The organism is Lampropedia puyangensis (assembly GCF_004833285.1).
Taxonomy (GTDB): Bacteria; Pseudomonadota; Gammaproteobacteria; order Burkholderiales; family Burkholderiaceae_C; genus Lampropedia; species Lampropedia puyangensis.
Window position 1 is genome coordinate 51,610 of sequence record NZ_STFG01000009.1, and the last position, 12,740, is coordinate 64,349.

Below are 12,740 nucleotides of genomic sequence, written 5' to 3' on the forward strand. Positions count from 1 at the left end.
ACTGGTGCTTTTCTCCCGCTCAATCGTGTTATGCCGCTTTGGCTGCTATAGGCTGCGTTTGTGCATTGGCGTGCCACTGTTGCCAGAATTGCTCGCGATTGCTGCGTGCAATGCGTGCTTGTGCTTCCTTGACATGGCCATAACCTCGGGCTGCGTCTGGCCACTGTGCAATGCGAATAGCCAGTGGCAAGCGGTCTGCATCAAGCTCAGAAAGTAGGCGCTGAATATCTGCTTCGTATTCGGCACGCAACGCACGTTCGAGCTTGCGCTCAGCACTCCAGCGGAAAGGGTCGAGCCATGAGCCACGCAGGTTACGGCTTTTAGATAGCCACTTGAATACGTGCAGGATCCAGTCTCCCACTTCGCCTTTTTCGATGGCGCCGGTGGCTTTATTTCGGCGCGCGAACGGCCATACACCCAGTTGAATTTTCAGTCGATAGTCACCTTCAAATTGTGCGTTCAATGCTGCGCTGAAGTCTGGGTGGCTGTATAGGCGAGCAACTTCCCACTCATCCTTAACCGCCAATAAGCGGTGGTAGCTGTGCGCTACTGCCGCACTCAGAGCATTGCCCATGTTTAGGCGAGCTTCAGCAGATTGCACTTGCGCCAGCATGTTTTCGTAGCGTTGCAGCAAGGCTGGCGAGCCATACGCTTTCAGGTGTTCGCGGCGGTGTGCTAAGGTCTGCTCCAAGGTTTGCTGTTGCCTAGGAACAAATTGAATCACGTTGCGAGGGGTTTTAGATAGCGCAATCGCTTCCACTTGGGCCAGATCATGCGCAGCGCGGCGTCCCCATGTGAAGGATTCCTTGTTCATCGCGATTGCTACGCCATTGAGTTCGATGGCCCGTTCAATGGCCTGCAGGCTCAGCGGAATATGCCCGAGTTGCCATGCTGCGCCGAGCATGAACATATTGGCTGCAATCGGGTCTCCCATCAGCGTTGTTGCCAGACGTTGTCCTTCAAGCAGCAACGCACGTTCTCCAAACTGCCCATCGAACAGTTGGCTCAATTGCTGTGTATTGACGGCCCAATCTGGGTTGCGCGCAAATTCAGCAGTCGGAATCACATCGGTGCAAACAACGGCGGCACCTGCTTGTGGATGGAGCTTGGTGATGGAGTCATCTGAGGCCGCCACAATCAAGTCGCAACCGATGAGCGAATGCGCTTCTGCTTTGGCAATGCGCGTGGCATGCAGCATCTCGGGGGCTGGTGCCCAGCGCACATGTGAATGCACTGCGCCATATTTTTGAGCTAACCCTGTGACATCCAGGTTCGAGCTGAAATAACCGTCGATGTGCGCTGCCATCGCCAGTGTTTGTCCGATGGTGACAACGCCAGTGCCGCCAATACCGGCAATCAGCACACTATGCAGTTGCTGTAAGGCTGTAATGGTGGGTAGTGGTAAGTCTCCTTGCCATTCGCGTCCAACAGCGAGGGACGGAGCCGCTTTTTGTGAGGCATTTTTCTTGAGCTGTCCCCCTTCAACTGAGACAAAGCTGGGGCAAAAGCCTTCCATGCAGGTGAAGTCTTTGTTGCATGTGCCTTGGTTGATGCGGCGCTTACGACCCAGCGGTGTTTCCAGCGGCTCAATGGACATGCAGTTGGAGGCCTTGCCGCAGTCGCCGCAGCCTTCGCACACAGCTGGATTGATGAAACTGCGCTTGGCCGGGTCATGCCACTTGCCGCGTTTGCGCAAGCGGCGGCGTTCCGTGGCGCAAGGCTGGTCGTACAAAATGACAGAGACATCAGGGTATTCGCGAAATGTGCGCTGAACCGCATCAAGCTCAGAGCGATGGTGCACTTGGACACCTGCAGGCAAGTTCACCTCTTTGTATTTCTCTGGTTCATCGGTCACAACGGCCATTTTCTGAATGCCTTCTGCGGCGAGACCAGCCAGAATTTGCTGCGGACTTAAACCTGTTTCAACCGATTGTCCCCCAGTCATGGAAACAAATCCGTTGTACAGGATTTTGTAGGTGATGGGGACCTTGGCAGCAATGGCTTGGCGCACAGCCAAAAAGCCAGAATGCGAAAAAGTGCCATCGCCCAAATTGGCAAAAACGTGTTTTTCTGAAGTGAAAGGCTGTTGCCCTAGCCACATGACACCCTCTGCTCCCATGTGCGACACGGTAGTCGTGGTCAAAGGATCGGCCAACATCGCCATAGTGTGGCAGCCAATGCCTGCTAAAGCGCGGCTGCCTTGTGGAACTTTGGTGGATCTGTTGTGGGGGCAGCCTGAGCAAAAACTGGGGCTGCGTTGTGGTTTGTTCATGCGTGCGCCTCCGCTGGGCTGGTTTGCGACTGAGGTGGCGTTGATGGTGTTGATGTAGTGTTTGTGACATAAGCGGCAAGCACTTGTTCCAACACGGTGGCCACCATTGGCGGTGATGTTTCGCCCATATCAGGAAATGCTACAGGACCTCTTTGCGAATCGAAAACGCTGCCAGAGAAGTGCTTGCCAATCACAACAGGGGCGCTGGCTTGTCCGTACAAAATCGTGCGTATCTGGTCTTCCAAAATCGGCCGCTTTTCCTCGACCACGACGATGGTTTTAACGCCTGCAGTTGCCGCGCGGATGATGTCTGAATCCAGCGGCCAAATCATGCCAATCTTCACAAGGCGAATGCCTGCGCTTTCTAAGACCGAGGCACTCCAGCCCAGTTGGGCTAAGGCTTGTTGAACGTCCTGCCAAGCTTTCCCTGCAGCCACAATCGTGGCATGTGCAGTTTGAGGATGGACCGTAATCCGGTTAAGGCCGTTGGCGCGTGCGTAGTCCAGCGTAGCCCGTATTTTGAAGTTGTAGAGCCGAGCTTCTTGCTGTAGAGGCATGTCTACTGCGCGGATATGCACCCCTTTGCCATGGGCATCAGCAGGCATCGGCGCATGTTCTGGTATTTGAATGTTGGGGTGATCCAGACTCACGCGTACAGTGCCGCCACCTTCAACGACATCGGTCACCACTTTGAGTGCCACCCAGCAACCGCTATAGCGACTCATGGCAATGCCGTGCAGCCCATAGTCCAGTAGCTCTTGTGTATTGGAGGGATACAGAATCGGGATCCCTACGGCCATGAAAATCGGATCGGAGAAGTTCGCAACCGTAGAACTTTTTGCGCCGTGGTCATCCCCAGCTAGGCAGATTACGCCCCCTTTTGGTGATGTACCTGCCAAGTTGGCATGCCTCAATACATCGCCAGAACGATCAACGCCCGGCCCTTTGCCGTACCAAATTCCGAATACACCGTCAACTTGCGCACCAGCAAAATTACCCACTTGCTGGCTACCCCAAATCGCAGTAGCCGCTAGATCTTCATTCAAACCAGGGCGGAAAACCACATTCGCTTCTTGCAAGGTTTTCTCCGCTGCCCACAGTTCCATGTCATAGCGGCCCATGGGGGAGCCGCGATAGCCTGAAATATAGCCAGCGGTATGCCAGCCTTTAGCTTCGTCAAGAGAGCGCTGCTGCAAAGGCAGACGCACCAGCGCCTGCATGCCTGTCATATACACCCACTGGTCTTGCGCGGTGTATTTGTCTTCCAGCGTAGTCTCTGGACGCGGTGTTACCTGCGTCATGTTTGTCTCCTATCGCTTTATCGTGGTAAGAGACATTCTGCAAAAGTTTGATTGGTGCGTCCAATGAATTAATTGTTGTTGATCATTGCGTATGTTGCAATGATTTTGTTTTGTTGACGTCAAGCAAACACAATAAAGGTATAGGAATGGTGATTGAACACATTATTGGCTCATCTGAGCATTTGATGTGAATCGTATGTAGGCATCATAAAAAAACAGGCGATGCAAGTGAAAATAGCATCGCCTGTTTCTAAGATGGCTAAAAAATAGACTTTTCTTACTTCATATATAGCCACCATTGGCCGTCTTGGTAAACCCACTGTTCATCCGTCACGGTGGTTGTGGACATGCCTTTGAATTGGGGGATGTATGGCTGTGCTTCAACAAACACCTTGGCTTGGCAAGTTTCTTTATCTGCGCAGGTTACAGAGCGGACTTCCGTTTTTTTCCAAGGACTGCCTTTTTGACGAGGGTTAATTGAAAAACGACGTTTGAAACCATCTGCAGACAATACTGTTTTGACGCTGGGCGCCAAGTATGTGTAGGCTTTATCAAAATCTAGATTCATCAAAGCTTGCCAGTGCTCGGTAGAGCGAGTCTTGACGATGTCTTCTGGTGGTCTGTCATCTGTTTGCTGAGTGGTGCAGCCTGCCAATAAGGCTGCTGCGATTGCTGTAGCCACGGTTAAATGTTTTGTTGAAAATAACTTCATGGGATTCTCCCAAAATGGATCAATATAAAGAGTGCATGATGCAGCTATCGATTGCTGTGGGCGGGTCAATTATTTAGATTGAATCAAATCAACCAAGTCTTCTTCGCCGGGCAGCACAGGGCCTCCACGCTTGATTTCTTCAACCCGGGTGCGCATCAAGTCTTGCATACGGTCCCGTAGTTCGTTGCCAGCATCACGCAGTTCATCGTTAGAGCGAATGACGGTTGGCGTGATGATGACTAAAAGTTCTGTGCGCTCATTTTTATTGGTGGTTGAGCCAAAAGCATGGCGCGCAACCGGAATGTCAACAAGGCCAGGAATACCTTCGTTGTTATTGTTTGTGTTTTCTTTAATCAGCCCGCCCAAGACAATAGGTTCGCCAGACTTAACAGCCACTTTACTTGAGACTTGTCGCTGCGTGAAGCTTGGGTTGCCTCCAGCATAGTTGCTTGAGCCAATATCAGAGAGGTTCTGATCGACAGTTAGTGTTACCAGATCACCGGCATTCACAGATGGAGTGATTTGTAGCGCAAGACCTGTATCTCGATACTGGTAATTGGTAGAGGTGTTTCCGTTGGTTGTGTTGTTGTACTGGTTTGTTTGTACTGCAACGGGAATCTGATCCCCAACATTAATGGCTGCAGTGTGGTTGTCCAGAACTAGCAATGAAGGACTAGATAACATCTTTGCAAGAGATCGAGACGCTAGCATTTGGAGCATGGCAGCAACGCGTTCCCCTTTTGATAAGGCATAGGTGAAAGCACCTCCCCCTAAGCTTTGCTGGACTGCAGCTGCTGGGGCGAGACCAGCCAAACTGGGTGAGCCTCCTTCTCCTCGGTATCCTTCAACCCCCCCATTGAACGCCCATCGTAATCCATATTGCAAGTCGTTTGTTAATTTGACTTCCACAATGCTGGCTTCAAGTAGCACTTGAACCGGTTGCTTGTCCAAACGCTTCAGCGTGGCTTCTATGCGTTCAAACTCAGGTCGTGTTCCCCAGACCAAAATCGCATTGTTCAAAGGATCTGCAATCACCCTTGCGGTGCCTAAGTCCATCGCTACAGGTGATGTATTAATGGTATTTTGCTGATTATTGTTGGTTCCAGTATTCCCAAACGATGAGCTACCACCAAAACCTGCACTTGAACCGAAGCGGTTGCTGGCACTGCTGAAATTGTTGTTGAAACCGCTGGACTGCATGCTGTTATTGCCAAGCCCGGGAGCAACGCCTGTATTGGCTGTGGTGCCGCCTGCGCTACTGCCGCCAAAAATGCCCCCCAATACTTGGGCCAAATGTGCCGCCGAGCCGTTTTGAACGGGATAGACAAAGAGCTGTGGCTCAGTGCTGTCGTTGGGTTGGTCTAGGCGTTCAATCCACGTTTTGACTTGCTCCAAGTACTGCGAACGTGGGGTGATGACCATGAGACTGTTGAGCCGCTCAAGGGGAACAACGCGTAACGATCCCAAAACCGGCAGGACTTGAGGGGATGCAGGTGTGCTTTGTTGTGCGCCAGCCGCACCACCAGCTTGTTGGCGCACCTGGCTGGTTTGCTGCTGGACCCTTTGTTGGGCAGCGCGCTGTTGTGGAGTCAGGTTCCCTTGTTGGCCTGGTGCAGCACCACCAGCAGGCGAGCTTTCAGTAGCAGAGGTGCCGCCAGCAACCAATTGCAAGGCAGCTTGAACGTCTGACACGGTGGCGTATTTCAGCGGGAATATGCCGACAGACATGCCTTTGAGCATGTCTACATCAAACGTTTTCGCGAGGTCGAGCCAGCCCTCTGCTTGAGGGCGCGTTCCTGCTAAGACCAGCATATTGCGGATAGGATCAACCCGCAGCAATGAGTTCTCGGTCATGACTGGCTTGAGAATTTCTGCCATCTCCGCAGCGCCAATGAATTCCAGTGGCATCAGAACGATGCCGTAACCTGGAGGCAAAGGACCGTAACTTGCCCCAGCCATTCTCGGAGCTGGGACAATGCCACGCAATGATTCGGGCTTGCCGATGTGGTAAAAGCCGCGGCTGTCCTGAGCAATCAGGAGCCCGTTGGCGAGTAAGGCTGTTTCCAATAACGACATGGCCGTATCTTTGGAAACCGCTTTGCGGGTGGAGAGTGTTAATGTGCCGGTAATTGGCTGGTGCAGTACATAATCGGCTTTGAGGATTTCGCCCATCATCACGTGCACGACCTCTGTGATGGGGGCTTCTTCAAAGTTAAATTCCCCGGCCTCTCCAGCCAATGCAACCGACCTCTTAGGGGGATTAAGCGTCACACCGGTACCTTCGTAAATACGAATTTTTGGTTCGGGTGGCGTGTCGTCTTCAGTGCCTTGTTTTTTGCTCTCGCCTAAAGCCGGGTTGGCTAGCGGCGCATCGCCTGCGACGTTCATGACCGTGCCTTGCCAGGACTGAACATCTTCAGAGTTGCCATGCTGGACTGCCAGAGCCTGATCCTGAGAGTCAGCCTGCAATCCTACCTGCGTACAGGCTGCTTGGCTGAAAGCCACGGCCAAACACATCCAGAGGGTATTTTTTTGAAGTTGCGGCTCGAATGTGTCATGCAATGGGAGAAAAAAGAAAGACGTTGAGACATATCAAAGAATAGACGGAATCAGACCTGAATACTAGCGGCTGAGTGTGGTGGGAAAATCACTTGCAAACAAAGCTTTGGCTTTTAGAGCAGTCCCACTGGCGCACTTCTTCTTGCTGGAGCAGGCCTTGAAGGCGGCGTATTTTGATTTACTTTTGGCGTGTTGGAGCCTTGTGACCTAGAAGAAGTTTCACTAGATTGCTTGGCTTCATCAGGAATGATTTTTCGTTTCAATTCGACAGATTTTTCACCGTGCGTGGCATGGCTGAAACTAGCAGACAAAGGTTCCACTTTGTTTAAGGTCCAACCTTCGTACGATTCACCCACTTTTAAGCGATGGCTTTTGCCTTCAACTGAGAAGATGGCCATACCAGAGCTCGCTTGGTCATAAATACCTTGCAAGACTATGCCATCAAGCGCATCTTTGACAGGGGCTTGAGGCTCTGGTGCCTTCTCCTCTTTCGGGGCAGGTTTTGGCCATTGGCGATCACTCTCAAAGAGAGGCTGGCTAACGATAGAAGGGTACTGGTCTGCTTTAAGCTGACCAGGCAGTTCGGCGCCTTCCAAAGCGGAGGAGTAATCAGGGATCAGTGGGGCAGGTGGCTGCCAAGTGCTTTGTATAAGGGAGAACCACCAAACGGCTAAAACGGCCAGTAATATAGCGTTGATTGACCATACCGATGCAAGAGGATTTTTGACGCTCATGGACGTTCCCTCCAGGCAAAAAACTTGGCTTGTATTGTCAGCAAAATGGGACTGTTGTCGTTCATTTTGCGGCTCTTTTGGATATTGATAGACCGCAACTGAATGACAGGGCGCTGCTCCGACAAAATGGCCAAGGCATTGCGCAGAGATTGGACGTCGCCTTCTATTCTCAGTTCGACGGGAACGGCCATCAACGCTGCGTCCTCTTCCTCCTGCAATACTTGACTGCTTTGAATAGACAGTTGCTGACCCGCGAAAGCGCTACGCAGTTTTTGTTGAATGTCTGTACCTATTTGGCTAGCTTCTTTAGTTGCAGGGTAAGCGTATGTATTGAGCAGTTGTGCACTGCTTTTGTTGAGGCTCTGCATGTTGTCTGCAGAGCGTTCAATGCCCAGCAGCCGCTCATAGCGGGGAATTGTGTCTTCCAGCATTTGTTTGGCAAACAGGTGGCGTTTGACCACAGTACTGGCGAACAGCACCACGATTAATACTAGGACCAGTCCTGTGATCAACTGCAGCAATTGCTCTTTGGTGAGTCGCCGCTTGCGTGCGGGTTCTGTACTCGTTGTATTCATTGACTAGACTCCTCATCCATCGTGGAAAGGTCGTCCGTTTGATGTTCATCTATTTCATGTGTGTCGTTATGGCTTTCTGATGCTGGAGTCATAGCGTCATCGGTATGAATTTCTTGCTTAGGCGGAGCCACTTGTCGAATTGGAGAGGGGGCATCAGGAGTTGGAGCAACGCCACTGGTTTGACTCGGAGCACCACGTGGCCTGCGCGTGGCTGTAGCCATTGCTGGTGCTGCGGGAGATGCGGTGTCTCCTGTAGAAGTGACAGGAGTAGGGACAGTTGATGTTTGTTCTGTCGCCGTGTTTGGCGGTGCTTGCTCTGCACTGTTGGGGGGCACTTCAGACGCTGCCCCCGAGGTTGAATCAGGTTTCTGCTCTAATGGCTCAGTCGCAGTAGGTGGTGCTATGGCCTTAGGCTCATACTTAACATTAAAAGCTTGGGCGGTCACTTGCATTTCAACGGTAAAGCGCTCTTTATTGGCGCGAGCGACTTGTTGCACAGGGCGGGTGCTGCGCACTTCGCTGAATTGCTTGAGCTCGCTCAACTGTTGGATGATGGCAGCAGCATTGTCCGCTTCAGCGGTCAGCTCGACCGTTTGGTCCTCAATTTTCAATGTGGTGACAGACACATCGTCAGGCAGTTGTGCTGAGAGCAATTCTAAAACCTCCAATGGGTTGATTCGCTTCTCATGGTATTGCTTGATTTGTGCAACACCCTCAAGCGCTTTCGTTAGGGAGGCTCGCTCCTGCGTTAGGGTTTTGGTTTGTGCCACAAGGCTTTGGTATGCTTGGTCGGCTTGGATTGCTTGGTGGCGTATCTGAAGTGTTGGTGTAATAGCCAAGGCGCATAACAGGCCTATAAAGGTGAGTAAGGCGAATGCTGTTTTTGTTCTGCGTGCATTGCGTGCCCGCTCAGCAATGCTTTCACCGTAGCCTTGCAAAACGATGGGTTCTGCCGAGCCTGGCGCAAAGGCCCAGATTTCACTGCTGGCGTTCGGCCATTGATAGCGTTCTTGGATGTTTAGCAAATATTTTGCGATCTGCGTGCGTGAAGCAAAGGCCGCCTGGATGTGAGTGCCCGTGTCTGATGGCGTTTGTACAAAGCCCCAAGCGATATCATCAGCAGGAAATGGGCTGCTGCTGAGCAGGTCCAGTGCAACAGCATCCTGGATTTGCGCTGCAGGCAAGTCTGGAAGTGATAGCGTTCGGCGCAAAAGAAGTGTCTCGGGCAGCTCGACAGCCCATAGAGAGGTGGGTTGAGCGGTCTGATCGTTAGCGGCCTCGATTCGATTCGATTGCCAGTGCGCTGTATTGCCGTCTTCGCGCAATAGTCCAATTCTGGGGTTGAGTTCGAACCAGCGCAGAGGCGGCAGTCGGTAAAGTTGGCGCATGGCGTGCAACCAATCTTGCCCTATAGTGCTGAGATCGAGACCGAATAACACCCAGGGGGAGGGTGATGCTTGGTTGGGGGAAGGCGTTGAGGCACTCATGGATAAATTACAGCGAAGGATGGGCCACGTGTTGCTGGCTGTTTAAGATATGCCAGTACAAACCCGAGCGAGAGGGACTGGAGCCAACGCGCATATCTCGGATGACCTCAAATTGTGTTTGCCCTTGTTCGACGGTTGCAGTAAAGCGCAAAAATGGACTTTGCGCACGCGCTTGATTTGAGCCTGGACTTTGAGGTTCTAGCCCCAACATGGCTAGCACCTCAGGCGGGCTAGAATTCACATCTAAATTGCTGGACCGCACGCTGGTCGTCAATAAACTGGCGACTCTAGCATAGAGGTCATAGGTGAAGCCTGGAACCTGCAACAAATCTTCTGGCACTTCAACGCCTCTTTGTACGCCAGAGTCTCCCACTTCGCTGCGCCATTGCACAACCCTTAGCGCCATCTCTTGAGCAGCGCCTTGGGATAAGCCGCCCGTATTTTCAAACATTTTTGCTAGCAATTCCAATGGCGCAAAGTTTGGATTGATCAATCCCGTGAGGCTCTGAATCCGAACGGAAATAGCGTACCCTTCGAATTGTGTTTGGATGTTGGAAATGGCAGAAGTTGGGTTTTCTCGTTGAATGACAGGCCATTGTTGCGCTGCCAAAGCAATGGCGGCTTCTCCCATTGCCTGCGCTTGCACTTTTTGCCTGTCTAGGCTGGATATTTTAACTTCCGAGCGCACTGACCTCACCAGTCCGATGGTGATCAGGCTCATGATGGCGACGACCCAGAGTACTGCAATTAGTGCGATGCCGTGTTGGTTTCTTGGGCTTTTAGTATTTCTTTGCATCATCTTCTACCACCTCCTACTACGGCTAACCCAGAGCCCTGGGCAGACAGCCCTGCAGCTCGCATCGCCAATATTTTGGTGGGCAAAGCCATTTGTGCTGTCACGATGTTCAGCATGATGTGTGAAGGCATTTGCTCAGTGAAAGTCCAGACATCAGTCCAGTCGATCGAGTCTTGCTCCTCGCCGCGGTATTGGATGGAAAATTGTGTGACATCCTGCTGTAGCGTCCTGGCATCCATCCCAGATGGGGAGGGGAATTGAGGCGCGCCGTTCCATGGGGTAAAACGCAAGACTAGATCACTTCCTTCTAGCTGAAGCATAAAAAAATAGCGCCCTCCTGCGCCATAACGCGGCGGCATAATTCCCACCCATTGAACGGTTTGGCCGGTACCCTCAAACCAAAAACGTGATTCATTGGTGTTTTGTAAACCCGTTCTTCGGCGTGCAGATACGCGCCCCAGCGTCTGATCCAAAAAGTTCATCGAAGCGCGCAGTTGACTAGATTGGTCCAAACGTGCATCTATACGCGTTTCTGTTTGCCCTAGACTGAAAAATGACGAGGCCAAACCCAGCATCACCAAAGACAGCAAAGCCACCGCGACAAGCATCTCCAATAATGTGAAGCCGCTGTGCTGTGTACCAATCGTGAGTGACTTGGATGTGGGCATGGGTGGCCGGAATGTTGACTCCGCCATCACTCCTCCTCCCCACTGGCATTTTGGGCAGAACCTTGCACGAACCGTTGCGGCCTCAGTGTGGACAGTGCAATGGATCGTGTATTGCCGTTTTCTTGCCACTGCACGGTGATGTCGAGTTGGTGGAGTGGAACAAGCGCCATGTCTTGTCTGTTTGCAGGTGTTGCGTAAGGATGGGTGTTGGCTTGCCAGTCAAAGCCGCCAGACTGGCCTTGCGCGTGCCAGCCTGACTCAGGAATTGCGTCATGCGCGGCTAAAAGTGATTGGGCCAACATGGCTGCACGTTGGTATTGGCTGGTCACGCTGACCGCCTGGGTATTGGTGCCCAAAACTTGGTAAAGCAGGGCTAAACCCATGGCCATGATGACCATGGCCACCAAAACTTCAATCAAGGTAAAACCAGTTTGCCGAACTACGCGGTTGGGTTGGTGCAGGCGTAAGCGAGTGGCAGATATCCAGGTACTCATGGAAGCAATGCCTCCTGCGTGATATCGCTGGTCAGCCAATCCACCCGTAAACGGGTGCCATCACCATTGGGACGTAGCAGTTCAATGCTCCCTCCGGTCGAGCCGCCTTCCGGCAAGAACCAAATAGCTGCGGTTCTTCCATCTCCGCCTAAATCAGCCACTGATGTTCGAACCTCCAAATCTGCGGGCAGCTGGTAAGTTTGGCTGCCAATATTGAACTGCTTGCTATCTAGGTTCAGAACCAGCTGTGTGGTAGCTCCCGTGCTCTGGGCTTCTTCTCGCAAGGTACGCAGTGAGGTCCACAGACTGCGTACGGCATCACGGTATTGCGCACCTTCGTTGATCCTGCTGTATGCCAGCGGCATCAACGCAGCCAATAGCCCAGCGATGGCAATCACCACCAGAATTTCCAGCAGCGTAAAGCCGCGTTGAACTGGTGGGCGATGCGGAGTGAGCAAAGGGAGCACAGGTGACTTCAGAGACATAACAAATAAAACGGCAAGTGACCAGCCTTCCATGCTCGCTTGCAGCTAATGCTGCACAACGGGTAGAGACAATGCGGCGATGACGCAGAGCCGTCAAAAAGAGTGTGTGGCGTCCCTAGACATGTGCCCTATTTGGCGTTGGTCATATCAGCGTTTTCGCCATCGCCACCGGGTACGCCATCAGCCCCGTAAGAGAGAATCTGGATGCCCCCATTAGGACCGGGGTTGCTATACACGTAAGGCTTGCCCCATGGGTCGTTAGGAACACCGCCTTTGAGGTAGGGGCCATTCCAGATAGTCACACCGCCAGGGCGGTTGACCAAAGCCTGCAGGCCTTCACTGGAAGTAGGGTAGCGGCCTACATCCAGGTTAAATACATCCATGGCTTTATCGATTTCAGCGATTTGAATTTTTGCAGTTTTAGCTTTCGAACCACCCAGTACGCCCATCACCTGAGGGCCAACCAAGCTGGCCAGCAGTGCCAGAATGGCCACAATCACGAGGATTTCAATCAAGGTAAAGCCACGCTGGATTTTTCCAATGGCTTTGGCAACCGGGCGACGGGAAGAAGCGGATAAGGCGAACATAGAACACACTTTCGAAAAATAAAAACGATCTGGTATCTGCTAAGCGCTATTCACGCACATGGCGCAGTCA

12 protein-coding genes are annotated in these 12,740 nt (G+C 52.2%); all 12 read right to left on the reverse strand.

The genetic code is table 11. From position 1 onward, the window contains the following. Positions 1 to 28: 28 nt before the first annotated feature. On the reverse strand, positions 29 to 2,272 hold the full coding sequence (locus E9531_RS17775; protein WP_244610060.1) for an indolepyruvate ferredoxin oxidoreductase family protein: 2,244 nt from the start codon (positions 2,270 to 2,272) through the stop codon (positions 29 to 31). Then, positions 2,269 to 3,573 carry a hypothetical protein gene (locus E9531_RS17780; protein WP_244610061.1) on the reverse strand — a complete coding sequence of 435 codons (1,305 nt, stop codon included), beginning with the start codon at positions 3,571 to 3,573 and terminating at the stop codon, positions 2,269 to 2,271. The genes E9531_RS17775 and E9531_RS17780 overlap by 4 nt, the downstream gene beginning before the upstream one ends. A gap of 277 nt (positions 3,574 to 3,850) precedes the next feature. Next, entirely contained in the window at positions 3,851 to 4,285 is a 435-nt protein-coding gene (locus E9531_RS09640; protein ID WP_136573549.1) for a hypothetical protein, read from the reverse strand. Between the two features lie 69 nt (positions 4,286 to 4,354). Next, positions 4,355 to 6,790 (reverse strand): type II secretion system secretin GspD, encoded by a 2,436-nt coding sequence (gene gspD, locus E9531_RS09645; RefSeq protein WP_158291753.1) that lies wholly within the window; start codon positions 6,788 to 6,790, stop codon positions 4,355 to 4,357. 167 nt (positions 6,791 to 6,957) lie between these two features. Further along, positions 6,958 to 7,440 carry a hypothetical protein gene (locus tag E9531_RS09650; RefSeq protein ID WP_158291754.1) on the reverse strand — a complete coding sequence of 161 codons (483 nt, stop codon included), beginning with the start codon at positions 7,438 to 7,440 and terminating at the stop codon, positions 6,958 to 6,960. A gap of 134 nt (positions 7,441 to 7,574) precedes the next feature. After that, positions 7,575 to 8,153: a type 4a pilus biogenesis protein PilO gene (pilO, locus tag E9531_RS09655; protein WP_136573552.1), complete on the reverse strand. Its 579-nt coding sequence runs from the start codon at positions 8,151 to 8,153 to the stop codon at positions 7,575 to 7,577. Next, the gene (locus E9531_RS09660; RefSeq protein ID WP_136573553.1) at positions 8,150 to 9,640 is read right to left on the reverse strand and encodes a PilN domain-containing protein; all 1,491 of its coding nucleotides are present in this window, start codon (positions 9,638 to 9,640) and stop codon (positions 8,150 to 8,152) included. Before E9531_RS09660 ends, pilO begins: the two co-directional genes overlap by 4 nt. Positions 9,641 to 9,647: 7 nt before the next feature. After that, positions 9,648 to 10,439, reverse strand: a complete 792-nt coding sequence (locus tag E9531_RS09665; protein WP_342210855.1) for a type II secretion system minor pseudopilin — start codon at positions 10,437 to 10,439, stop codon at positions 9,648 to 9,650. Further along, positions 10,436 to 11,131 (reverse strand): prepilin-type N-terminal cleavage/methylation domain-containing protein, encoded by a 696-nt coding sequence (locus E9531_RS09670; protein WP_136573555.1) that lies wholly within the window; start codon positions 11,129 to 11,131, stop codon positions 10,436 to 10,438. Before E9531_RS09670 ends, E9531_RS09665 begins: the two co-directional genes overlap by 4 nt. Beyond that, positions 11,131 to 11,598, reverse strand: a complete 468-nt coding sequence (locus E9531_RS09675) for a prepilin-type N-terminal cleavage/methylation domain-containing protein (RefSeq protein WP_136573556.1) — start codon at positions 11,596 to 11,598, stop codon at positions 11,131 to 11,133. The genes E9531_RS09670 and E9531_RS09675 overlap by 1 nt, the downstream gene beginning before the upstream one ends. Beyond that, positions 11,595 to 12,083, reverse strand: a complete 489-nt coding sequence (locus E9531_RS09680; RefSeq protein ID WP_158291757.1) for a type II secretion system protein — start codon at positions 12,081 to 12,083, stop codon at positions 11,595 to 11,597. The genes E9531_RS09675 and E9531_RS09680 overlap by 4 nt, the downstream gene beginning before the upstream one ends. A gap of 128 nt (positions 12,084 to 12,211) precedes the next feature. Next, positions 12,212 to 12,670 carry a type II secretion system major pseudopilin GspG gene (gene gspG, locus E9531_RS09685; RefSeq protein ID WP_136573558.1) on the reverse strand — a complete coding sequence of 153 codons (459 nt, stop codon included), beginning with the start codon at positions 12,668 to 12,670 and terminating at the stop codon, positions 12,212 to 12,214. Between the last annotated feature and the right edge of the window lie 70 nt (positions 12,671 to 12,740).